Origin of the sequence: Kitasatospora sp. NPDC051853, assembly GCF_044452665.1 — a bacterium.
Classification (GTDB): Bacteria; Actinomycetota; Actinomycetes; order Streptomycetales; family Streptomycetaceae; genus Kitasatospora.
Genome location: NZ_JBITBY010000008.1, coordinates 106,385 through 129,512, shown reverse-complemented (window position 1 = coordinate 129,512; position 23,128 = coordinate 106,385). Strand labels below are relative to the sequence as shown.

Sequence of the window (23,128 nt, the reverse complement as noted above, 5' to 3'; positions counted from 1 at the left end):
GGTCAAAGACTAATCCGATCTTTCGCCGAGTGAAGCCTCTTCCGCAGAATTCCCATGGAATAGTAAAATGACCGCGCCCGGTCAATACCCCCGGGGCTACCTCACCGGGTCCATTCGCACAGGTGGATGAGTACGCGGGCCGGGCCCCCGGCCCGTGGGCGGCGGGCCTCCCGCCCGGCTACGGTCCCGGCCATGACCACACCCCGCAGAGGAATCAGCAAGGCGGTCATCCCCGCCGCCGGGCTGGGCACCCGCTTCCTGCCCGCCACCAAGGCCACCCCCAAGGAGATGCTGCCGGTCGTGGACCGGCCGGCCATCCAGTACGTGGTGGAGGAGGTGGTGGACGCCGGCATCCACGACGTCCTGATGATCACCGGCCGGAACAAGCGCCCGCTGGAGGACCACTTCGACCGGAACTGGGAGTTGGAGGAGGCGCTCCGGCACAAGGGCGACCTCGGCCGGCTGGCCCAGGTCCAGCGCGCCACCTCCCCCGCCGCCATCCACTACGTCCGCCAGGGCGACCCGCGCGGCCTGGGCCACGCCGTGCTCTGCGCGGCCCCGCACGTGGGGAACGAGCCCTTCGCCGTCCTGCTCGGCGACGACCTGATCGACCCGCGGGACCCGCTGCTCAGCCGCATGGTCGACGTCCAGGCCGAGCACGGCGGCAGCGTGGTGGCCCTGATGGAGGTGGACGAGAGCCAGATCGGCCTCTACGGCTGCGCCGCCGTCCACGGCACCGGCCAGGCCGACGTGCTCCGGGTGGACCGCCTGGTGGAGAAGCCGGCCCCCGGCGAGGCCCCCAGCAACTACGCGGTGATCGGCCGTTACGTGCTCGACCCGGCGGTCTTCGACGTGCTGGCCAGGACCGAGCCCGGCCGGGGCGGCGAGGTGCAGCTCACCGACGCCCTCCAGCAGCTCGCCGCCGACCCCTCGATCGGCGGCCCGGTGCACGGCGTGGTCTTCCGCGGCCGCCGCTACGACACCGGCGACCGGCTGGAGTACCTCCGGGCCGTCGTCCAACTCGCCTGCGAGCGCGAGGACTTGGGCGACCCGTTCCGCCGCTGGCTGCAGGAGTACGTCACCGCCTCGATGCCCTTCTATGCGGACGACGCCGTACCGGTTTAGCCCCAGAAGAGCGTATTCCGACCCCCTGGCGCTATTTGCGACAGCTCACCCCGCGATAGGGACCGCGAGATTTTCCGGTCACCTAGGCATATCCCTCGGACACTCTCCGTCGCGCTATCCTGACCGGCGGGAGGACGATAGAGACTGGGGGAACGGTGAATACGGAGTCGGTCAGAGAGAAGAGCGGCAGGGCCCCGCGGAGCGGCAGAACAGACAAGGAAATCGCCGCAAGCATTTACGGCGCCATGGAGCAGCGCGGCTCCTGGCAGATCCAGCAGGCGGCCGAGGCCGTCGGCCTGGAACCGGAGGACGCCCGCCGGGGGATCGACTACCTGGCCTCGCTCGGGCTGGTGGAATTCCCTTCCGAGGAGACCCCCGAGTTCGTGCTGCTCGGCTCGCAGGTCGCCGCCATGCGGCTGATCAACGACGCCGAACGCGAACTCGCCGCCAACCTGGAACAGATGGCCGTGGCCCGGGCCGGTCTGGCCGAGATCCTCAGCAGCTTCATGCCGCTGAACTTCTGGTCACCCGGCCCGGTCGCCGTCGAGATGCTGACCGACCTGCGCAGCGTCGCGGTCTACCTCAACAAGGCCACCGAGCTGGCCCGCGAGCAGATCCTCACCATGCACCCCGCCCCCGCCATGGCCCCGGCCCAGTCCGCCGAAGCCGCCACCCGGACCAAGAGCCTGGTGGACCGCGGGCTGGACCTGCGCACCATCTACCAGCAGAGCCTGGCCGGCGTGCCGAGGATCGCCAAGCACCTGACCGACATCCGGATGGCCGGCTACGAGGTCAGGCTCTCGCCCACCGTGCCGTTCCGGATGATCATCTTCGACCGGCGCCGGGTGATCATCCCGATCGACCCGAACAACGGCAAGGCCGGCGCGATGGCGATCGAGGGCGAGGCGCTGGTACGCGCCCTGATCTCGGTCTTCGAGTACTGCTGGCAGCACTCCAGCTACGAGGAGGCCGGCACCATCACCGCCGAGCTCAACCTCGGCCCGCAGGAGCAGGCGGTGCTCCGGATGCTGGCCACCGGCGCCACCGACGAGACCATCGCGCGCAACCTCACCGTCTCGCTGCGCACGGTCAACCGGGTGGTCTGCCGGATCATGAAGGCGATCGGGGCGGACAGCCGCTTCCAGGCCGGAATGATCGCCGCCCGGCTCGGCCTCATCCACTGAGGCCGGCCGGGCGGCGTTCTGAGCGGCCGGGAAGGGCCCTGACGTACCGTCAGCCCAGGCCGAGGGCCGGCATCAGGTAGTAGAAGGCGAAGACGCCGGCCACCGCGTAGAGCGCCACCGGCACCTCGCGGCCGCGGCCGGTCGCCGCGCGCAGCACGCAGAAGGCGATGAAGCCGAAGCCGATCCCGTTGGTGATGCTGTAGGTGAACGGCATCATGACCATGGTCAGGAAGGCCGGGATCGCGATGGTGAAGTCCGACCAGTCGATGTCCCGGACCGAGTTGGCCAGGATCAGGAAGCCGACCGTGACCAGCGCGGGGGTGGCCGCCTGGGCCGGGACCATGGTGGCCAGCGGGGTCAGGAAGAGCGCCACCAGGAAGAGCGCACCGGTGACGATCGAGGCGAAGCCGGTCCGGGCCCCCTCGCCGACGCCCGCGGTGGACTCGACGAAGCAGGTGTTGGCGGAGGAGGAGGTCGCACCGCCGGCCGCGGTGGCGATGCCGTCCACCATCAGCACCTTGTTGATGCCGGGCAGGTCGCCCTTCTCGTCCAGCAGGTGGGCCTCGTCGGCCACGCCGAGGATGGTGCCCATCGCGTCGAAGAAGCAGGACATCAGCACGGTGAAGACGAACAGACTGCCCGTCAGGACGCCGACCTTCGAGAAGCCGCCGAACAGGCTGACCTGGCCGACCAGCCCGAAGTCGGGCGCGGCCACCGGGTTGCCCGGCCAGCTCGGCACCGTCAGGCCCCAGTTCATCGGCGCGATGGTGGCGGCCTCGTTGATGACCACGGCCACGCCGGTCATCACCACGATGGAGATCAGGATGGCGCCCGGCACCTTGCGGACCACCAGCACCAGGGTGAGCAGCAGGCCGAGGATGAAGACCAGCACCGGCCAGCCGTTGAGGTGACCGTTGCTCCCCAGCTGGAGCGGGACGGTGGTGTGCGCGGCGTCCGGGATGCGGCTGACGAAGCCAGCGTCCACCAGGCCGACCAGGCTGATGAAGAGGCCGATGCCGATCGCGATGGCCTTGCGCAGGCCGAGCGGCACCGCGTTCATCACCCGCTCGCGCAGGCCGGTGGCGACCAGGATCATGATCGCGAAGCCCGCCAGCACCACCATGCCCATGGCCTCCGGCCAGGTCATCCGGGGCGCGAGCTGGAGGGCCACGATGGTGTTCACCCCGAGGCCGGCCGCCAGGCCGATCGGCACGTTGCCGATCACGCCCATCAGCAGGGTGGTCAGACCGGCGGTGAGCGCGGTCGCGGTGACCAGCTGGGCGCTGTCCAGGTGCGTCCCGTTCATGTCCACGGCGCTGGCCAGGATGATCGGGTTGAGCACCAGGATGTAGGCCATGGTGAAGAAGGTGGCGACGCCGCCACGGACCTCGCGGGCGAGCGTGGAGCCCCGCTCGGAGATCTTGAAGAAACGGTCCAGCGGGCCGCTGGGCTGCGGCGTCGTGGACGGCTCGGGCGACACGGCGGTCGGCTGGGCCTGCGGAGACATCGGGGGGCCTCGTCAGATGTGGGGGAGGTGAGGAGGCCACAAGTATGTGTTTCTCGGTCGTGCACGCGCCATCTCCGCGCGTAGAAAGCGACCATGACGAGCACACTTCGACGGGTTTTGTTTGGAGCTTCCTCCAGGCGCGGACCCGGAGCGAGGCGCACCCCTTACCCTGGGCCGCATGCCGAAGACCGCTGTCCGCCCCTCTCCGCCGCCCCTGGAAGCCAACGACGTCGCGATCGTCGGCGGCGGCACGGCGCTCTGGTTCCTCGCCTTCCTGGTACTCCTCCCCTTCCACTCCACGCTGGAGCAGAACGGCCACGGCCGCTGGCCGTGGATCTGCCTGGCCGGCGCCGGCCTCGGGCTGATCGGCCTCTGGTACTGCCGGGCCCGCCGCGACGCCATCCGCCGGGCCCGTGCGGCGGAGGCGGCGGAGGCGGAGACGGACCCCGCCACTCGGACGGACTGAATGGCCCCTCAGGAGGGCGCACCGGACAAATCGCCCACCTAGAGTCGGTCCCATGACCCATCCCGCGGAGAACACGGCGACCGACCCCGGTGGGGACGCCCGGCCTGAAGGTGCGTCAGCGATCGGCGGCGGCCCGGCCCGCCGGGGCGGTCTGAGCTCCGCCGAGGTCGCCGAGCGGGTGGCCCGCGGCCAGGTCAACGACGTACCGGTGCGCTCCAGCCGGTCCGTCAGGGAGATCGTCCGGGCCAACGTCTTCACCCGGTTCAACGCGATCATCGGGATCATGTTCGGCATCATCCTGGTGGTGGGGCCGATCCAGGACGGACTGTTCGGCCTGGTCATCGTGGCCAACACGGCGATCGGCATCATCCAGGAGCTGCGCGCCAAGAAGACCCTCGACGGGCTGGCGCTGATCGGCGAGGCCAAGCCGCAGGTCCGCCGGGACGGCACCGCCCAGCAGGTCCCGGTGGCCGGCATCGTGCTGGACGACACCGTGCTGCTCGGCATCGGCGGCAAGGTGATCGTGGACGGCGTGGTCACCGAGGCCGACGGCCTGGAGATCGACGAGTCGCTGCTCACCGGCGAGCCCGACCCGGTGCTCAAGCAGCCCGGCGCCCAGGTGATGTCCGGCAGCTTCGTGGTGGCCGGGGCCGGCGCCTTCACCGCCACCAAGGTCGGCCGGGAGGCCTACGCGGCCCAGCTGGCCGAGGAGGCCAGCCGGTTCACCCTGGTGAAGTCGGAGCTGCGCAGCGGCATCGACTCCATCCTCAAGTTCATCACCTGGCTGCTGGTGCCCACCGCGATCGGCCTGATCGTCAGTCAGCTCGCGGTGGAGAAGAACGACTGGCGCGAGGCGGTCCGGCGGATGGTGGCCGGCATCGTGCCGATGGTGCCCGAGGGGCTGGTGCTGCTCACCTCGGTGGCCTTCGCGATCGGCGTGATCCGGCTCGGCCGCAAGCAGTGCCTGGTGCAGGAGCTGCCCGCGATCGAGGGGCTGGCCCGGGTGGACACCGTCTGCCTGGACAAGACCGGCACCCTCACCGAGGGCGGCATGGACGTGGTCGAGCTGCGCACCCTGGACGGCGCCGCCCCGCACCTGAGCCCCGGGGCCCCGCTCGCCAACCACCTGCTGGGCGACCCGGCGGTGCTGAAGCAGGCGCTCGGCGCGATGGGCGGCGCGGACGCCCGGCCCAACCCCAGCATGCAGGCGGTGATCGACGCCTACGGCGACGGCAGCGCGGGCGAGCGCTGGCGGGTGCTGGAGGCGGTGCCGTTCTCCTCGGCCCGCAAGTGGAGCGGGGTGCGGCTGCTGGAGCCGGCCGGCACCGAGGCCAGCTGGCTGCTCGGCGCCCCGGACGTACTGCTGCCCACCGGGCACCCGGCGCTGACCGAGGTGGACGAGCTGGGCTCGCGCGGACTGCGGGTGCTGCTGCTCGGCCGCAGCGAAGCCCCGCTGGAGGACGACCCGGCGGCCTCCCTGCAGCCGCTCGGCCTGGTGGTGCTCCAGCAGCGGCTGCGCGGCGACGCCGCCGACACCCTGCGGTACTTCGAGAGCCAGAAGGTCGAGGCCAAGGTCATCTCCGGCGACAGCGCCGTCTCGGTCGGCGCGGTCGCCGCCCACCTCGGACTCCCGGGCGCGGAAAGGCCGTTGGACGCCCGGACGCTGCCGACCGACCCGGAGGAGCTGGCCGAGGTCGCCGAGCACACCACCGTGTACGGGCGGGTGACGCCCCAGCAGAAGCGCGAACTGGTCGGCGCCATGCAGTCCCGCGGCCACACCGTGGCGATGACCGGCGACGGCGTCAACGACGTGCTGGCGCTCAAGGACGCCGACATCGGCGTGGCGATGGGCTCCGGCAGCGAGGCCACCCGCGCGGTGGCCCAGATCGTGCTGCTGAACGACTCCTTCGCCACCCTGCCCTCGGTGGTGGCCGAGGGCCGCCGGGTGATCGGCAACATCGAGCGGGTGGCCAACCTCTTCCTGGTGAAGACGGTCTACTCGGTGCTGCTGGCCCTGCTGGTGGTCCTCACCCACGTGCCGTACCCGTTCCTGCCCCGGCACTCCACCGTGCTCTCCTCGCTGACCATCGGCATCCCGGCCTTCTTCCTGGCGCTGGCCCCCAACAACGAACGGGCCAGGACCGGCTTCGTCCGCCGGGTGCTGCGCCTGGCCGTCCCGGGCGGGGCGATCGCCGGGACGGCCACCTTCACCGCCTACATGCTGGCCCGGGCCAACCACGCCACCGACCTCAAGGCCGACACCAGCGTGGCCACCCTGACCCTCTTCCTGGTCGCCATCTGGGTGCTGGCCATCGTGGCCCGCCCCTACACCTGGTGGCGGCTGGCACTGATCGGCACCATGGGCGGCGCCTTCGCGCTCGTCCTGGTGGTGCCCTGGCTCTCCGACTTCTTCCAGCTCTCGCTGGCCGGGACGCGTGACCCGTGGATCGGCGTCGGCATCGCGGTGGCGGCCGGGCTGCTGCTGGAGGTGGTCTGGCGGGTGATCGTCAAGCGCACCGGCGAGGCCAGCTAACCCTCACCGAGCACCGCCGCGAGCTTCTCCTCCTCCCCCAACCGTCCCGCCAGGTCGGTGAGTTCGGCCACCACGGCGGCCCGCAGCTCCGCTTCGGCACCGGCCGCGTGCCGCCGGTAGGCGGAGCAGAGCGCCCGGAAGGCGGCCCGGTCGTCGTTCTTGAACTCGACCAGGATCCGGGCGTTGTCCAAAGCCTTGGCCACGCCGGTGAGTTCGGACGATCCGCCGTACTCCAGCTCCATCGGCTCGTCCCGCTGGACGAAGATCAGCGAGTTCCCCGACGGATCGACCAGGGTGAAGCGGCTGGCGCCCTCCCGGTAGCGGGTGATCCGGGGCAGCCCGGCCGAGGGCACCCGACCGTAGCGCTCCTTCAGCCCGGCCTTGAACTCGGCGTGGTACGGGGCCACCCGGTCCACGAAGACCAGGCAGGCACCGCCGTCCTCGGCGGCCGGGTCGTGGCCCTGCGGCGGCTTGGCGTAGTGCAGGTGGACGCCGCCCCGGCCGAAGGCCAGGTAGAGGTACGGGCGGGTCTGGCGGTACGTCACCTCGAAGCCGAGGGCTTCCAGGAACTCCACCGTCTCGTCGACGGCGGCGCAGGGGAGGATGGGGACGGTCGTCTCGTTCGCGCTCGTCATGCCCGCGAAGCTAGCCCAACCGTCCCCCTCGGCGCACATGAAGGTTCGTGCGCGCACTCCCCTCACTCGTAGTCGCGCGCCGCCAGCAGCTCGTACGCCCGGTCCGGCTCGGTCAGCGCGGCGAGCACCTCGAAACGGCGGTGCCACTGGCCGACCGACCAGGCCAGGCCCGCCGCCAGGCCCTCGGGGGTGGCGGCGTGCAACAGGCCGGGCACCGGCGGGACCTCGAACTCGTCGTCCTCGTCGCCGGCTTCGGCCTCCTCGGGGTCGTACGGCAGCTCCGGCGCCTGGGCGGCCGTGTCCCAACGCCAGCCGACCGCGGCCTCGCCGCCGTCCGGGCCGACCACCAGGAGCTCGTCATGCTCCTCGTAGACGGCCGGGCAGCCGGGCAGCAACTCCCGCACCACGGCCGGGGTCCGGTGCAGGGTGCCCTCGGAGAGCACCCGGCCGCCGGCCACCTCGCTGGCCAGCGAGACGTGCAGCCGCTCGGCCAACTCCGGTGCCAGCGACGGCTCCACCGGCAGCAGCGGGTGGTCGTGCAGCAGCTCCACCAGGTCCGGGGCGTCCGCCACCACCGCCTCGGTGGCGTCCACCAGCACGGTGTCGTCCGGGCGGCGGCCGGTCTCCGGGTCCATCGGCGGGACGGCCCGCACGGTGTGCAGCGGCTCGATCCGCTCGACCGCGACGGCGGCCAGGGCCGTGTGGATGCCGTGCAGTTGACGGTGGCTCACGAAGGAGGCCGGATCGGTCAGCCGGTCCAGCAGCTCCTCCGGACCGTGCGGCTCGGCCAGCAGCGCGGCCAGCGTGGTGCGCACCCCGAGCGCGTGCAGGAAGGTCTCGTCCAGCGTGGTGCGGGCCTCGTCGTAGAGACCGCGCAGCAGCGGGTCGGCCCCGGCCGCGCGCAGCCCGGCGGGCTCCCGGCCGTCCAGCACCGGGTGGTCGCGCAGCCACCAGGCGGTGTACGGCGGCAGGTCCACGTACCGGCCGTCCGGCAGCAGGGTCCGCACCGGGTTGACCACCGCGTCCCGGTACGGCGGGCGGGCCAGCAGGGCCAGCGCCTCGGGCCAGGCCGCGTCGTCCACCAGGTCCAGGTCCCGCACCGCGAGCAGCTCGGCGGCCACCGGCGGCACCCCCAACTCCCCGCTGTCGTCGGCGTGCAGGGCCTCCAGGGCGTCCTCGCACCACTCGGCCAGACCGTCCGGGGCCTCGTCCAGCAGGCCGGTCGGACGGCCGCCGGCCGCGCGGTCGGCGGGGGCGGTCGGGTCCAGCCGCTCCAGGTCGTCCGGGTCCAGCACCACGTCCTCGGCCCGGACCAGCACGAAGGCGCTCAACGCGCCCGCGGCGGCCAGTACGTCGGGGCCCCAGCGCTCCAGCAGGTCCTCGTCCACGTACCCGGCGTCCTCCTCCCGGGCCAGCGCGGCCAGCGCGGAGTCCGGCAGGATCAGCTCGCCCGCCCGGGAGAGCTCGCCCTCGTCGTCCGGCAGCGCCAGCCGGGCCAGCCACGGGTGCTCGCCCGGAGTGGCCCCGGCCGCCTTCACCAGGGCCAGCACCGCGTCGGCCAGGTCCACCGCGGCCTCGAAGTCGTCCTCGCCCAGCTCCAGCGAACGGGCCACCGCGGCCCGCACCTCGGGGGTGTCCAGCACCCCGGCCGGAGTGGCCGTGCCGGCCCCCAGCTTGGCCAGCAGCGGGTGCGCGGCCTCCGGGTGGGCCAGCCGCAGGTCCAGCAGGCCGAGCGCCTCGGCCAGCGTCTCCGGGTAGCCCTCGTAACCCTCCCAGTCGGCCGCGTCCGAGGGCAGCAGCACCCGGCGCGGCCCGGTCACCGTCCGGCCGTCCGCCAGCGGCACCGGCAGTGCGCCCAGCGCCTCCGGGTCGGCCCCGCCGAGCGCCGCGTAGAGGTTGCGCCACCAGGCCGGCTCGCGCTCCAGCCCGCCGAGCTGGTCCACCACCTCGGCCAGCGGCACCCGGCGCACCTCCAGCACCCGCAGCTCGGTCCGGCGCTCCAGGCCGGCCGGCAGCAGGCCCGGGAAGATCGGTGCCAGCGCCTCCACCACACTGCGGTCGGCGCCCTCCAGCACCGTCGCGTCCCGCGGGCGCAGCGCCGGGGTGCCCTCCTCCACCGGAGCCGGGTGCGGCAGGAACGGCGTGGCCGGCAGCCGCCGCAGGATCGCCGCCCGCAGCCCGTTGTCCAGCGCGCCCTGGCCCAGCGGGCCCGGCACCAGGCCCAGCGAGCCGAGGTCGCCGCCGCGGGCCCGGAGCAGGTCGGCGTAGGCGTCGGCGGCCCGCTCGGTCAGGAAGTCGGTGAGCGGGCCCGGCGCGACGTGCCGGCGGGTCGAGTCCAGCGGGTACCCGGCGATCAGCAGCGCGGGCACCCCGAGCGGCTCGTCGCTCGGGGTCGGCGCGTGCACCACCGGGGCCGTGGTCAGCGGCTGCGGGACACCCGCCGCGTCCACCGGCACCGCCCAGGTCACCGACCAGAACGGGCGGGCCCGCTCCTCGGTCGGACGGTCCGTCAGCAGCTCGGGCGCGGTCGCCCCCGACAGGGTGACGGTCTGCCAGGTGGTGGTGCGGTCGCCGTCGGCCAGCGTGACGGTGCCGATGCCCTCCGGCTGCTGCTCGTCCGCCTCCCGGGTCAGCCGGCGGACGCCCTCCGGCGTCTCCACGGTCACCTCGGCCAGCCCCGGCAGCGTGAGCAGCAGCGCCTCGTCGACCCCGGCCAGCAGACGGCGGGTCAGGTCCTCGGCGGCGGCGTCCCGCAGCGGCAGCACCACCACCGTGTCGTACCCGGACGGCGCCGCGCCCTCGGCCGGGAACGGCAGCCGCAGCAGCGGGACGTGGCCCTCCCGGCGGCGCAGCTCCTCCACCAGCTCGGGCCGGGCCTCGGTGAGCGCCTGCGCCTCCGCGAGGTCCCAGCGGACGCCGCCGTGCGAACCCAGCACCGCCGGCGCGTCGGTGACGGCCAGGACGGCGGAGAAACCGACGCCGAAGCGGCCGACGGTGGGGGCCTCGTCCGAACGCTTCGAGGAGGCCCGGAGGGTGGAGAGCGACTCCACCGCGGCGGCGTCCAGGGGCGCCCCGGTGTTGGCCGCCGCCAGCACCCCGTCGCGGAGGGCCAGCCGGAGGCGGCCGGGGCCATGGCCGGCGCGGGCCGCCGCGTCGGCGGCGTTCTGCGCCAACTCCACGATCAGCCGGTCCCGGTAGCCCCCGAGCGCCAGCTCCTCCTCGGCGTTCGCGTCCTCCCGGAAGCGGGCCGGGGCGGCCGTCCAGGCGTCCAGCACCCGGCGCCGCAGGGTGGCCGTGTCGAAGGGATCGGCCGCCTGCCCGTCGCTGCCGCCGCCGATGATCCGAGGCTCCACTGCACTGCCGCCTTCCCCTGGACTGCTGTAGGGAGGCATTCTCCCCCGCCCGGGAGCACTCGGCGCACGGCAGTGGTGATACCGGGGGCGCGAGGAACTGCGCGCGGGGGAACGGCAGCACCTGCAACCGGCTGACGTGCCCTCAGTTGCAGGTGGGCCGCCTTCCGACCCGCGCAGTTCCCCGCGCCCCTGAGGTCGCTGCCCTTCCGGGCGTGCGTCAGGAGTGGCCGAGTTCCTCGGTGGGGGCGTCGGGCTCGACGGAGCCGCTGGTGCGGTCGGGGTGGAGGTGGAGCGGCTCGACCTGGAGCTCGTCGAGGATGAGCTCGGCGGGGGCCGGCGGGGCCGGGATGACGGCGGCCTCGGAGTGGCCGCCGCAGCCGTAGGCGAGGGAGACGACCTGGCCGTCGGCGGGGCCGAACTCGTTGCCGCAGATGCCGAAGGCCTGCCCGAGCGAGCCGCCGATCGGGATCAGGAAGCCGCAGCTGGTGCAGTTCGCGGGGGCGGCCTGCGCCATCGGGGTCTGCGGGCCGTGGGCGGTCTCCCAGCGGTCGGCCGCCTGGTGCAGGCCGAGCCGGGAGAGGACCCGGGAGCGGCCGAGGCCGAGCTCCTCGGCGAGCGCGCCGATGCTGCCGCGGGCCGGGGTGACCGTGGCCTCGGCGGGGCTGACCAGCAGGTCCTCGGTGGCGTCGAGGGCGGCGACCGAGTTGGGGGCCGGCTCGTCCTCGCCGGTCCAGCCGGGCTCCAGGCGGAGGTCGTCCGCGTCGGTGGGCAGCAGGTCGCCGGGGCCCATGTCGCCGGGCCGCAGCCGCTCGCTCCACGGCACCCACTGCGGTGCGAGCACCGCGTCGGGGCCGGGCAGCAGCACGGTCTCGTCCAGGGTGACGTTCTTGGCGCGCGGGGCGCGGGCCACCGTCACGGCCCAGTGCCAGCCGCGGTAGGCCGCGTCCAGGCACTCGAAGGTGTGGGTGACGACCCGCTCGCCGTCGGCGCGGGCGCCCAGGTGGGCCCCGACGCTCTCCGGGCCGACCGTGTCGACGGCGGACTGGCGGGCGAGTTCGACGGCCTCGGCACAGAGCCGGTCGGGGGTACGGCTTCGCATCGCAGCACTCACGGCGTCGATTCTCTCCCAAGTTCTGTGGCCTGCGGCCCATTTGCCCACGGTCTGTCGGCGCCGCCCCGTACGGGTCGGCCTGCCGGGAGACCCGGCCGCACGGGCACCGTCACCCTTATTCTGCGCGACCCGCTTCCTTCCGGTGACCGGCCGCGCCGCCCACCGGGCAGTGCACGCGCGTAGTGCAGGCTACCCGCCGGTCGGCCACCCGGGACAGTCCGGCTCCGCGTCCGGACCCGACGGAGCCCCGTTGATCTCCGTGGCGCCCCGCGTCACCGGGCGCATTCTCGGGCAGGATGGGCTGTGTGGCGGACGAGACCCCACCGATACCCGTCCCGCCGGCCGGCGACAGCGGGTCGCCGTCGGAGGGTGGACCGAAGACGCCCCGGCGCGGTCTGCTGGTGCGCGGTGCCTCCGCGGCCGGGGCCCGGACGGGCCGGGTGGTGCACGGCACCGGGCGGCGGATCCGCCGGGCCACCTCCGCCGAGGGCGCGGGCGAGTCGGGCCTGGCCAAGCTGATCGAGCTGCACGCGCTGAACTCCTTCGGCGACATGCTGATCGCCATCGCGCTGGCCTCCACCGTCTTCTTCTCGGTGCCGACCGGGGAGGCCCGCGGCCGGGTCGCCCTCTACCTGCTGGTCACCATGGCCCCGTTCGCGCTGCTCGCCCCGGTGATCGGCCCGCTGCTGGACCGGATGCCGCACGGCCGCCGCTCCGCGATGGCGATGTCGATGCTGGCCCGGGCGGTGCTCTCGTGGACCATGGCCGGGCCGGTGATCAGCGGCAGCCTCACCCTGTACCCCGCCGCGCTCGGGGTGCTGGTCGCCTCCAAGGCGTACGGGGTGGTGCGCAGCGTGGTGGTGCCCCGGCTGCAGCCACCGGGGCTCTCGCTGGTGAAGGCCAACTCCCGGGTGACCCTGGCCGGGCTGATGGCCGGGATGCTGGGCGCGGGGGTGGGCGGGCTGCTCCACCTGATCGGGCCGGCCTGGCCGCTGCGCGGGGCCTTCCTGGTCTTCGTGGTGGGCACCCTGATGGCCTTTCACCTGCCGCACGCGGTGGACTCGGCCAAGGGCGAGCAGCGGGCCGTGCTGCACTCCCCCGAGCACGCCCCGCGCAAGGCCCGGCTGCGCACGGTCGGCCCCTCGGTGATCCTGGCGCTGCGCGCGGTCTCCTCGCTGCGGGCGCTGGTCGGCTTCCTGGTGATGTTCCTGGCCTTCCTGCTGCGCAGCGACCCGGTGGCCGGGCTGCGGCCGACGGTGGCGATCGGGGTGGTGGCGGCCTGCGCCGGGGCGGGCAACGCGCTCGGCTCGGCGCTGGGCTCCTGGCTGCGCACCCGGCGCTCGGAGGCGATCGTCACGGTCGCGCTGCTGCTGGCCACCGCGGCGGCCTTCACGGCGGCCCTCTGGTACGGGCTGCTGACGGTGGCCCTGGTGGCCGCGACCGCCGGGGCGGCCGCCTCGCTGGGCAAGCTGGCGCTGGACGCGCTGATCCAGCGGGACGTGCCGGAGGCGGTGCGGACCTCGGCGTTCGCCCGTTCGGAGACGGTGCTCCAGCTCAGCTGGGTGGCGGGCGGCGGGCTGGGCATCACCCTTCCGTTGGACGGTTCGCTCGGACTGGGGGTGGCGGCCGCCCTCCTGACGGTCTCGCTGCTCTGGACGCTCTGGTCCCTGACGAGGCTGGGAAGGTCCTCGCCGCACCCGTCGGCCCGCCCCCGCTCGGTGGGCTGACGGTCCGGCAGGCGGCGGCCCGTTCCTGATGTTGTGCTCGCCGTTCGGGCGACCCGGACGTTCGCCGGGAGGGTGTGGCCGGTAGTCTTCGGCCCATGAGCCTCAGCACCCGTGTCATCGCCGCCCTCGGCGCCGTGGTCGTGATCGGCGCCGGCACGGTCGGCGGTTCGATCGCCTACGCCTCCGGCGAGAACAAGCCCGCCGAGCCCAAGGCCACCCTGGTCGTCGGCCGCTCCTCCATCGAGGCCGGCCCGCTCTGCTACAACGACGGCAAGCCGCTGGACGAGGCCGCCCAGACCAAGTGCCAGGCCGCCGCCCTGAAGGCCAAGGCCAAGGGCGAGCTGCCGGTCTCGGACGTCACCTTCGCCGACAAGATCGGCGTCGGCGTCGCCCCCGAGGTGGCCGAGAAGGGCTGGTTCGCCTTCACCGACGGCGGCCAGCAGCAGCGCGCCACCCTGGCGGCGAGCCGCACCGGCTCCACCTACTCGGGCTCGCTCCCGGCCGTGGGCCTGCTCTCCTCCGGCGAGAAGACCCTGGTCACCGTGGTCGAGGCCAGCGAGAAGACCGGCGACATCCTGGGCGTCTGGTACTTCCAGCTCAAGAACAAGGACGCCGCGGGCGCCCCGGCCGGCGGCGGCGCCGAGCAGCCGGACGCCGGCACCGAGCAGTGACGAGTCCTCACGAAGACGGCGGCCGGCGGCCGGGTACCCCCCGGCTGCTGGTCGCCGTCGCCGTTGCGGCGGAGGCCGAGGCGGTGCTGCGCGGGCTGCGCGACGGCGCCCGGCCGGTCCCCCTGGAGGGGCCGGCGTCGGCCGGCGAACTGCGCCGCAGCGAGCACGCGAGCGGCACCGAGGTGGACGTGCTGGTGGCCGGGGTCGGCCCGGTCGCGGCCGCCGTCTCGGTGGCCGCCGTGCTGGCCGCGCACCCCTACGACCTGGTGATCTCGGCCGGGATCGCCGGCGGCTTCGCGCCCCGGGCCCCGATCGGCTCGATCGTGCTGGCCGAGGAGATCGTGGCCGGCGACCTGGGGGCCGAGACCCCGGAGGGCTTCCGCAGCGTCGCCGAGCTGGGCTTCGGGGCCGTCCGGCACCTGCCCCCGGCGGGCGCCGTCCGGCTGGCCGCCGACGCGCTGGACGCCGCCACCGGCACCGTGCTGACCGTCTCCACGGTGACCGGCACCGCCGAGCGGGCGGCCGCGCTGAGTGCCCGTCACCCGCACGCGGTGGCCGAGGCGATGGAGGGTCACGGCGTGGCCGAGGCCGCCGCCCGCTACGGAGTGCCGGTGCTGGAGCTGCGCACCGTCTCCAACGCGGTCGGCCCCCGGGACCGCGGGGCCTGGCGGATCGGCGAGGCGCTCGGCGCCCTGGAGCGCGCCTTCCTGCACCTGCCGTACCGCGCCCTGATCGAGGAGGCCCAGCGGTGACCCTGCGCGTCGCGTACTCGCCCTGCCCGAACGACACCTTCGTCTTCCACGCCTGGGCCCACGGCCTGGTGCCCGGCGCCGAGGCGCCGGAGGTGACCTTCGCGGACATCGACGTCACCAACGGGATGGCCGAGCGCGGGGAGCTGGACGTCCTCAAGATCAGCTACGGCCAGCTGCCCTGGGTGCTGGACGAGTACGCCCTGCTGCCCTGCGGCGGCGCGCTGGGCCGGGGCTGCGGCCCGCTGGTGCTCACCGCCGGGGAACTGACGCCGGAGCAGCTGACGGGCCGTACGGTGGCGGTGCCGAGCGAGCGCTCGACCGCCTACCTGCTGTTCCGGCTCTGGGCCGCGCAGGCGGTGCCGGGCGGCTTCGGCGAGATCGTGGTGCTGCCGTTCCACGAGATCATGCCCGCCGTCCGGGACGGCAAGGTGGACGCCGGCCTGGTGATCCACGAGGCCCGCTTCACCTACCGGGACTACGGGCTGCACAAGGTGGCCGACATGGGCGAGGCCTGGGAGCTGGCCACCGGCCTGCCGATCCCGCTGGGCGCCATCGTGGCCCGCCGCTCGCTCGGCGCGCAGCGGCTGGCGGAGCTGGCGGGGACGATCCGCAGCTCGGTCCGGATGGCCTGGGACGACCCCGAGGCCTCCCGGGAGTACGTGCTGGCGCACGCCCAGGAGATGGACCCGGCGGTGGCGGACCAGCACATCGGGCTCTACGTCAACGAGTTCACCGCCGACCTGGGCGAGGCCGGCTACGCCGCGGTGCGCGGCCTGCTCACCCGGGCCGCCGCCGAGGGGTTGGTCCCCGCCGTCGGCCCGGGTGCGCTGGACTTCTGACCGAAGGTCACACGTCGAACTGGTCGGCCACCGCCCGCAGCAGCACGGCCAGCTTCTGGCCGGTCGGCTTGGCCGGGTAGCGGCCGTGCTGGAGGCCGGGCAGCACCGCGTCCAGGGTGGTGATCAGGTCCTGGACGATCGGCGCCATGTCGTCCGCGCTCTTGCGCTGGGCGGCGGCCACCGAGGGCAGCGCCTCCAGCAGCTGGACCGCCATGGCCTGGTCGCCGCGGTGGCCGGCCACCACGCCGAACTCGACCCGCTGCCCCGGCCGCAGCGCCGTCACCCCGGCGGGGAGCGCCTTGGTGTGGACGAACACGTCCCCGCCGTCGTCGCGCGACAGGAAGCCGAAGCCCTTCGTCTCGTTGAACCACTTCACCTGGCCGGTGGGCATCTCGAAAAGTCCTCGTGTGGGTACGGGGAGGCCCCGGCGAGAGCCGGGGTCCCGGGGTGGATGGCGGGCCGACCGTGCCGAACGCGTCAGGCGTGCCCGGTCAGCATGCTAATGATCCGTCAGCTGCTCAGCAGCGCGCAGCCGGTTTCCGGTACGCGGATCTGACGGGGCGGCCGCCGGGCCTGGCACGGCCAGGGCGCGACTGAGCGCTCTCCACTGGCGGACACCCCCGGTCGGGACGGCGGGGCGCCGGACCGGCCCCGTGCGAGTGCTGCATACCCGGCCCACCAGCGGCCCGAAACACTCCGTCTCCGGAGAACTGCGGTGGGTGACGGCCCGTCAGGTCACGGACCGCCGCCCCCGCCCCTCGCCGGGCCTGGCGGCTGCCACACTGGGAGGGCCCGCCGGCCGTCCCCCGGACCGGCCGCACCCCCGTCGAGGAGCCCCCGTGAGCAGCAGCACCACCACCGACCGAGGCGACGTCCTGGTGAAGGCCGGCGCCGTCGTCTTCCTGATCGGCGCGGCGGCCACCCTGGCGACCTTCGTGCCGCTCTTCCTGCACCTCACCCCGCTGCCGACGGCCGCCTACTGGGTCTCGATGCTGATGCCGCTCGGCCTGGCGCTGGCCCTGACCGGCATGTTCCGCGAGTCCCGCGCGAAGCGGCCGGCCAAGTCCTAGCCGCGGTCGAGGTGGGCGGCGAGCCAGTCCGGGAAGGCCGTCAGGTCGTCCAGGACCACGTCCGCCCCGGCGTCGCGCAGCTCGGCCGCCGTGTACGGGCCGGTGGCGACGGCCACCGCGACCGCGCCGGCTGCCCGGGCGCCGCGGATGTCGCCGTAGTGGTCGCCGACGTAGACGGTGGCACCGTGCTCGCGCAGCGCGTCGCCCTTGGTCTCGGCCCAGGTGTCGCCGACCAGCACGTCCACGACCAGGCCGACGTGGTCCAGCTGGAGCCGGGCGTTGGGCTCGTACTTGCCGGTGACCACGGCCACCCGGCCGCCGGCCGCCCGGACCGCCGCCAGGGACTCGCCCGCGCCCGGGAGGACCAGGGTGCCGGGCAGTGCGTACTCCCGGTACAGGCCGCGGTAGAGGGTGGCCGTCTCGGCGACCACCTCGGCGGGGAACCAGTTGGCGATCTCCCGCTCCAGCGGCGGGCCGAGCCGGGTGACCACCAGGTCGCTGTCGATCGCCACACCGGTCAGGGCCGAGAGGGCGTCGTACGTGGCCTTGATGCCGGGCCGGGTGTCCAGCAGCGTCATGTCGAGGTCGAATCCCACGGTGAGTGCCATGGCCCCACCCTAGGCACCCCGGGGAACGGCCCCGCGAACTGTCCGCCACGCTTGCGGACTGACGGCCTTTCACCGCCGCCATTTCCGGCATTTCGGACATAATCGGCTGCGATCCCCACTGCCGACCCGCCCGAGGTGTCCCGATGCCACGTCAGCTCACCCGCCGCGCCGCCCTCGCCGGGCTCGGGGCGGTCCTGCTGACCGGCTGCACCGACGACCGGCCGGACGACCCCTCCGCCGGCCCCGTCATCGAGATCTCCCCCTCCCCCACCCCGCCCGTCACCGTGGACACCCCGAACGGGCCGGTCGTGGTGCCCGGCGGACCGACCAGGCTGGTGGTGCTGGACACCGCGGAGCTCGACTCCGCCTTCACCCTCGGCGTCCCCCCGCTCGCCGCCTCCCGCCCCGCGGCCGACCCCGGCCCGCCCGACTACTTCCCCGCCGCCTGGCTGGCACCGGTCCGCTCGGCCGGAACGGTCGGCAGCCCCGACTACGCGGCGATCCGGGCCGAGCGGCCCGAGCTGCTGCTCGGCAACCAGACCCGGGACGCCGCCCACTACGAGGAGCTCCGGGAGATCGCCCCCACCGTGCTCACCGCCACCACCGGCTACCCCTGGAAGGACAACTTCCGGGTGCACGCCCGCGCCCTCGGCCGCGAGCAGCAGGCCGACGCGGTGGCCGCCGAGTACGTGCGGCACGCCGGCCGGGCCGCCGAGGCGATCGGCGCGGCCGGGAACGGCGGCGCCCGGATCAGCCTGGTCCGCTTCGTCGAGGGCTCGCCGACCGTCCGGCTCTACGGACGGCAGAACTTCCCCGGCACCCTGCTCACCGACCTGCGGCTCGGCCGCCCGGCGGCCCAGGACGTGGACGCCTTCGACGTGGAGGTGACGCCCGACCGGATCGACCTGGCCGACGGCGACTTCCTCTTCCACGCCACCTACGGCGACCCCGCCAAGGCCGGCACCGACGCCGTCCTGGCCTCCCCCGCCTGGCAGTCCCTCGGCGCCGTCCGGGCCCACCGCGCCTTCCCCGTGGACGACCGCCTCTGGTACCAGGGCATCGGCTACACCGGCGCCAACCTGATCCTCGCCGAACTCCAACGCTTCCTCACCGGCTGACGCCGCACCCGGGCCGGGAGCTCAGGTGGTTACCCCGGGGAATCGGTCACCCCGGGGGCGCGAGGAACTGCGCGAATCGGAAGACGGCTCACCGGCAACTGAACCGCCGTCAGCCAGTTGCACGTGCTGCCGTACCCCCGCGCGCAGTTCCTCGCGCCCCCGGGGTAACCACGTACGTCCTCGCGCCCCGGGGGTGGCCGCCTCTCGGCTAGCCCGCGTCCTCGGGCTTGCGGCGGCGCATGGTGACCACCAGCAGGAAGACCGCGGTGAGGACGCCGGCCAGGCGCAGGACGCCCGGGGCGCCGTCCCAGACGGCGCGGCCGAGTTCCTCGGCCGGGGCCGGAGTGCCCCAGCGGCCCTGGGTGCGGCCCCACTGCCAGACCGAGGCGGCCGTCATGGTGGCCAGCGGGATGCCCAGGGCGGCGAACTTGCGGGTGAGCGGGCCGAGGCGCGGGGCGATGTAGGCCAGGCCCCAGCCCGCGAGCAGGGCCAGCAGCTGGCCGGTGACGACACCGGCCACCAGTACCGCGACGACCAGCAGCACCAGCGGCGAGGGCCGACGGCCCGTCAGGAAGGAGCGCCGGGGGGCGGCCGGCTCCTCGGGGCCGGGCGCGGCGGTGAGGTCCGGTTCCGCCGTCCGCTGCTCGGGGACGGCCGGGGCGGCCGGGGCGGGTGCGGCCGCCTGCTCCCCCTGGAAGTCGAAGGTCACGCTGTCCCACCCGGGGAAGTCCGCCGAGCTCAGCGGCGGCCCGCCCGGCTCGGCCCGGGCGATCAGCCAGGCGCTCTGCCCCGGGGCGGCGGGCGGTTCGGAGGGACGCGGCGGCACCGACGGAGGCGTCACCGACCCGGCCGGCACCTCGGGCGCGTACACCGAATCGGAGTCCACGCCGGCCGCGGCACCGGCCGCGGCACCGGACGGCCCGTCAGGACCCGTACTCCCCACGGGCTCCCCCGAGCGCTGCCTGCCGAGCACCCGCCAGGGCCCGTCCACCCGCCACCACTCACCATCCGCCACAGGGCAGACCGTACCCCCGGCGCCGCCGATCAGTCAGCGGGTCGGCCTCCCGGGTGGGATTGTCCCCAGCCTGTGGACAACGGGGCGCCGCCCGGCCCCCGCACCGGCCGTGCGACCGCCGTTTCTGTCCTCTTAACCCGGGGCCGACTAGTCTGGGTCGGATGACCGGTCAGCAGAGCAAGGCGCCCCGCACCCTCGCCGAGGAGCTGCGCGCCCGCAGCGACGAGGCCCTGGCCGCGCTGCTGCACGCCCGCCCCGACCTGCTCAACCCGGTGCCCACCGACCTCACCCAGCTCTCCGCCCGGCTCTCCTCCCGGGCCTCCGCGCTGCGCGCGCTGGAGCGGCTGGACCGTTTCACCCTGCAGACCGCCGAGGCGCTGGCCGCCGCCCCCGACGGCTGCCCGGAGGCGACGCTCCGTCAGCTGCTGGCCGGCCCCTCCCGGGTGAAGCCGCACCCGGGCGCCGCCCCGGCCGACCGCGCCGCGATCACCGCCGCACTGCCCGCCGCCCTGGAGACGCTGCGTTCCCAGGCCCTGCTCTGGGGCCCGGACTCGGGGCTGCGCCTGGTGATCGCGGTCCGCGAGGCGCTCGCCCCCTCGGCCGCCAACCCGGGCCGCACCGGCCTGGGCCCGACCCTGGCCGACGCCACCGTCGGGATGTCCCCGGCCCGGTTGCAGCAGCTGCTGCACGGCGCCGGGCTGCCGGCCACCGCCGACCCGGTCACCGCCGTGGCCGCGCTCACCGCGCTGCTCCAGGACCGCAAGCGCTGCGCCGCCCTGCTGGAGCAGGCCCCGCCCGGCGCGCTCGCCCTGTTGGAGAAGCTGGTCTGGGGCCCGCCCACCGGCACCGTGCCGGACGCCGCCCGGCAGGTCACCGCCGAGGAGGCCCGCAGCCCGGTGGAGTGGCTGCTGGCCCGCGGCCTGCTGCTGCCGACCAGCCCCGGTTCGGTGGTGCTGCCGCGGGAGTTGGCGCTGCACCTGCGCGGCGGCCGGAGCCACCGCGAGGTCGAGCCGGCCCCGCCGGTGCTCACCGCCACCGCCGAGCGCGATCCACAGGCTGTGGACGGCACCGCGGCCGGGCAGGCGTACACCGCCGTGCGCACCGTCGAGGAGCTGCTGGAGGCCTGGGGCCTGCAGTCCCCGCCCACCCTGCGCGCGGGCGGGCTCGGCGTCCGGGACCTCAAGCGGGCCGCGCTGCTGCTGGACTGCCCGGAGACCACCGCCGCCTTCTGGCTCGAACTCGCCCACACCTCCGGCCTGCTGGCCCCGGACGGGGAGGCGGACGAGCGCTGGGCGCCGACCCCCGCCTACGACCTCTGGCTCCAGCAGCCGGTCGCCGAGCGCTGGACCGTGCTGGCCCGCGGCTGGCTGGCCGCCACCCGGGTGGCCGGGCTGACCGGCACCCCCGACGGCAAGGGCAAGACCCGGGCCGCCCTCGGCCCCGAGCTGGACCGCACCCTGGCCCCCTCGGTGCGCCGGGCCGTGCTCACCGCGCTGGCCTCGCTGCCGCCCGGCGCGGTGGCCGACGCCGCGGCCCTGCTGCCGCTGCTGCGCTGGCAGCGCCCGCTGCGCGGCGGCCCGGCCGGCCCCGACGGGCGGGACCTCCGCGACCACCTGACCGGCTGGGCGCTCCAGGAGGCCGAGCTGCTCGGCGTCACCGGCCGGGGCGCACTCGGCTCCCCCGCCCGCGCGCTGCTCGCCGGGGCCGACCCGGAGCCGGTCCTGGAGCCGCTGCTGCCGCAGCCGCTGGACCACGTGATCCTGCAGCCCGACCTGACCGCGATCGCCCCCGGCCCGCTGCTCACCCCGCTGGCCCAGGCGCTGGCGCTCTGCGCCGAGATCGAGTCCAAGGGCGGCGCCACCGTCTACCGCTTCACCACCGAGTCGGTCCGCCGCGCCCTGGACGCCGGGCGGACCGCCAACGACCTGCACGCCTTCCTGACCCAGCACTCCCGCACCCCCGTGCCGCAGCCACTCAGCTACCTGATCGACGACGTGGCCCGGCGGCACGGCGTGCTCCGGGTCGGCGGCGCCTCCTCCTACCTGCGCTGCGACGACCCCGGCCTGCTCGCCGAGGTGCTGGCCGACCGGCGGGCCGGCGAACTCCGGCTGCGGCTGCTGGCCCCCACCGTGCTGGCCGCCCAGGCGGGTCCGGAGACGCTGCTCTCGGTGCTCCGCTCGATGGGCTACGCCCCGACCGCCGAGTCCGCCGAGGGCGACGTGCTGCTGACCCACCCCGACAGCCACCGCACCCCGCCGCGCTCCGCGCCCGTACCGGTGCCGGACGGGCCGCCCACCCCCGACGAGGTGCTGCTCACCGCCGCCGTCCGGGCGGTCCGGGCCGGCGACCTGGCCGCCACCGCCGTCCGCCGCGAGACCGTCGCCGGCCCCGCCGCCGGGCAGCCGCAGACCGGCCCGGCCCGCACCGACCTGCGCCAACTCCCGCGCACCGCCGCGGCGGACACGCTGGCCGCGCTGCAGACCGCGGTGCTGCTCGGCGAGCGGATGTGGATCGGCTACGTCAACGCCGAGGGCCTGGCCTCCCAGCGGGTGGTCGACCCGGTCAAGGTGGAGGGCGGGTACGTCACGGTGTACGACCACCTCAGCGACGAGGTCCGCACCTTCGCGCTGCACCGGATCACCGGCGTGGCCGAGCTCGCCGACCAGTAACCCACCGAACGCCAGGAGACCGGACATGGACCAGCTCGCCCCCGGCATCAGCTACGCCGTGATGGACCGTCACGGCGGTGTCAGCCCGGCCCCGTTCGACTCCCGCAACCTCGGCGGCCGCACCGCCGACGACCCGGAGAACGTCCGCCGCAACCGCGAGCTGACCGCCCGCGAGCTCGGCCTGGACCCGGCCCGGGTGGTGATGATGCGCCAGGTGCACGGCACCGAGGTCGCCTACGTCACCCAGCCCTACGACCCGCGCACCGCACCGCCGTTGGACGGCATCGTCACCGACCGGCCGGGCCTCGGCCTGGTCGCGCTGGCCGCCGACTGCGCGCCGGTGCTGATCGGCGACCCGGTCCGCCGCCTGGTCGGCGCCGCGCACTCCGGCCGGGCCGGCACGGTGGCGGGCATGGCCCCCGCGCTGGTCGCCGCGATGACGGAGCGCGGCAGCGACCCGGCCGACCTGGTCGCCCTGGTCGGCCCGCTCGCCTGCGGCCGCTGCTACGAGGTGCCGCAGGCGATGCAGGACGAGGCCTGCGAGGCGCTCCCCGAACTGCGCTCCACCACCCGCCGGGGCACCCCCGCCCTGGACGTCCGGGCCGGCATCACCGCCCAGCTCACCAGGGCCGGGGTCGGCGAGATCCGGCACGACGACCGCTGCACCATCGAGGACGAGGACTTCTTCTCGCACCGCCGGGAGCGGGAGACCGGCCGGTTCGCCGCCTACGTCTGGCTCGACTGA

At 74.8% G+C, this 23,128-nt stretch carries 19 protein-coding genes; 12 read left to right on the top strand and 7 right to left on the bottom strand.

What is annotated here, in order from left to right:
- Positions 1-192: 192 nt before the first annotated feature.
- The gene (locus ACIA8O_RS23285) at positions 193-1,125 is read left to right on the top strand and encodes a UTP--glucose-1-phosphate uridylyltransferase (RefSeq protein WP_396295862.1); all 933 of its coding nucleotides are present in this window, start codon (positions 193-195) and stop codon (positions 1,123-1,125) included.
- A 245-nt stretch (positions 1,126-1,370) separates the two neighbouring features.
- Entirely contained in the window at positions 1,371-2,309 is a 939-nt protein-coding gene (locus ACIA8O_RS23280; RefSeq protein WP_396295861.1) for a LuxR C-terminal-related transcriptional regulator, read from the top strand.
- A 49-nt stretch (positions 2,310-2,358) separates the two neighbouring features.
- Here ACIA8O_RS23280 and ACIA8O_RS23275 read toward each other — a convergent pair whose 3' ends face one another.
- Positions 2,359-3,816: an NCS2 family permease gene (locus ACIA8O_RS23275; protein ID WP_396295860.1), complete on the bottom strand. Its 1,458-nt coding sequence runs from the start codon at positions 3,814-3,816 to the stop codon at positions 2,359-2,361.
- Between the two features lie 178 nt (positions 3,817-3,994).
- Here ACIA8O_RS23275 and ACIA8O_RS23270 point away from each other — a divergent pair, with 178 nt between their 5' ends.
- Both ACIA8O_RS23270 and ACIA8O_RS23265 read left to right on the top strand, forming a co-directional pair.
- Positions 3,995-4,282: a DUF2530 domain-containing protein gene (locus ACIA8O_RS23270; RefSeq protein ID WP_396295859.1), complete on the top strand. Its 288-nt coding sequence runs from the start codon at positions 3,995-3,997 to the stop codon at positions 4,280-4,282.
- Positions 4,283-4,334: 52 nt separating this feature from the next.
- Positions 4,335-6,815 (top strand): HAD-IC family P-type ATPase, encoded by a 2,481-nt coding sequence (locus tag ACIA8O_RS23265; RefSeq protein WP_396295858.1) that lies wholly within the window; start codon positions 4,335-4,337, stop codon positions 6,813-6,815.
- Here ACIA8O_RS23265 and ACIA8O_RS23260 read toward each other — a convergent pair.
- The 3 genes from ACIA8O_RS23260 to ACIA8O_RS23250 form a co-directional block, all read right to left on the bottom strand.
- A complete protein-coding gene (locus ACIA8O_RS23260; RefSeq protein WP_396295857.1) occupies positions 6,812-7,450 on the bottom strand; it encodes a glyoxalase in 639 nt (212 codons plus the stop codon). The two genes, ACIA8O_RS23265 and ACIA8O_RS23260, sit on opposite strands and share 4 nt — an antisense overlap.
- A 62-nt stretch (positions 7,451-7,512) precedes the next feature.
- Positions 7,513-10,803, bottom strand: a complete 3,291-nt coding sequence (locus tag ACIA8O_RS23255) for a sacsin N-terminal ATP-binding-like domain-containing protein (protein WP_396295856.1) — start codon at positions 10,801-10,803, stop codon at positions 7,513-7,515.
- A 217-nt stretch (positions 10,804-11,020) separates the two neighbouring features.
- Positions 11,021-11,902, bottom strand: a complete 882-nt coding sequence (locus ACIA8O_RS23250; protein ID WP_396295855.1) for a DUF3027 domain-containing protein — start codon at positions 11,900-11,902, stop codon at positions 11,021-11,023.
- Positions 11,903-12,210: 308 nt separating this feature from the next.
- Here ACIA8O_RS23250 and ACIA8O_RS23245 point away from each other — a divergent pair, with 308 nt between their 5' ends.
- From ACIA8O_RS23245 to ACIA8O_RS23230, 4 genes are all read left to right on the top strand, one after another.
- Positions 12,211-13,641, top strand: a complete 1,431-nt coding sequence (locus ACIA8O_RS23245; RefSeq protein WP_396295854.1) for an MFS transporter — start codon at positions 12,211-12,213, stop codon at positions 13,639-13,641.
- A 95-nt stretch (positions 13,642-13,736) separates the two neighbouring features.
- Positions 13,737-14,312, top strand: coding sequence for a hypothetical protein (locus ACIA8O_RS23240; RefSeq protein ID WP_396295853.1), 576 nt, complete (start codon positions 13,737-13,739; stop codon positions 14,310-14,312).
- The gene (locus ACIA8O_RS23235; RefSeq protein ID WP_396295852.1) at positions 14,309-15,064 is read left to right on the top strand and encodes a futalosine hydrolase; all 756 of its coding nucleotides are present in this window, start codon (positions 14,309-14,311) and stop codon (positions 15,062-15,064) included. The genes ACIA8O_RS23240 and ACIA8O_RS23235 overlap by 4 nt, the downstream gene beginning before the upstream one ends.
- A complete protein-coding gene (locus ACIA8O_RS23230; protein WP_396295851.1) occupies positions 15,061-15,903 on the top strand; it encodes a 1,4-dihydroxy-6-naphthoate synthase in 843 nt (280 codons plus the stop codon). Before ACIA8O_RS23235 ends, ACIA8O_RS23230 begins: the two co-directional genes overlap by 4 nt.
- A gap of 7 nt (positions 15,904-15,910) precedes the next feature.
- Here the strand turns inward: ACIA8O_RS23230 and ACIA8O_RS23225 are convergent, their stop codons facing one another.
- Positions 15,911-16,294 (bottom strand): cold-shock protein, encoded by a 384-nt coding sequence (locus ACIA8O_RS23225; RefSeq protein ID WP_345283744.1) that lies wholly within the window; start codon positions 16,292-16,294, stop codon positions 15,911-15,913.
- Between the two features lie 448 nt (positions 16,295-16,742).
- Here ACIA8O_RS23225 and ACIA8O_RS23220 point away from each other — a divergent pair, with 448 nt between their 5' ends.
- Complete coding sequence (locus ACIA8O_RS23220) at positions 16,743-16,973, top strand: hypothetical protein (protein WP_396295850.1); 231 nt, start codon at positions 16,743-16,745, stop codon at positions 16,971-16,973.
- Here ACIA8O_RS23220 and ACIA8O_RS23215 read toward each other — a convergent pair.
- On the bottom strand, positions 16,970-17,581 hold the full coding sequence (locus ACIA8O_RS23215; protein ID WP_396295849.1) for an HAD family hydrolase: 612 nt from the start codon (positions 17,579-17,581) through the stop codon (positions 16,970-16,972). The two genes, ACIA8O_RS23220 and ACIA8O_RS23215, sit on opposite strands and share 4 nt — an antisense overlap.
- Before the next feature lie 143 nt (positions 17,582-17,724).
- Here ACIA8O_RS23215 and ACIA8O_RS23210 point away from each other — a divergent pair, with 143 nt between their 5' ends.
- Entirely contained in the window at positions 17,725-18,699 is a 975-nt protein-coding gene (locus ACIA8O_RS23210) for an ABC transporter substrate-binding protein (RefSeq protein ID WP_396295848.1), read from the top strand.
- A gap of 208 nt (positions 18,700-18,907) precedes the next feature.
- Here the strand turns inward: ACIA8O_RS23210 and ACIA8O_RS23205 are convergent, their stop codons facing one another.
- Entirely contained in the window at positions 18,908-19,714 is an 807-nt protein-coding gene (locus ACIA8O_RS23205; protein ID WP_396295847.1) for a hypothetical protein, read from the bottom strand.
- Between the two features lie 161 nt (positions 19,715-19,875).
- Here ACIA8O_RS23205 and ACIA8O_RS23200 point away from each other — a divergent pair, with 161 nt between their 5' ends.
- Both ACIA8O_RS23200 and pgeF read left to right on the top strand, forming a co-directional pair.
- Positions 19,876-22,383 carry a helicase C-terminal domain-containing protein gene (locus ACIA8O_RS23200; RefSeq protein ID WP_396295846.1) on the top strand — a complete coding sequence of 836 codons (2,508 nt, stop codon included), beginning with the start codon at positions 19,876-19,878 and terminating at the stop codon, positions 22,381-22,383.
- A gap of 25 nt (positions 22,384-22,408) precedes the next feature.
- Complete coding sequence (gene pgeF / locus ACIA8O_RS23195; RefSeq protein WP_396295845.1) at positions 22,409-23,128, top strand: peptidoglycan editing factor PgeF; 720 nt, start codon at positions 22,409-22,411, stop codon at positions 23,126-23,128.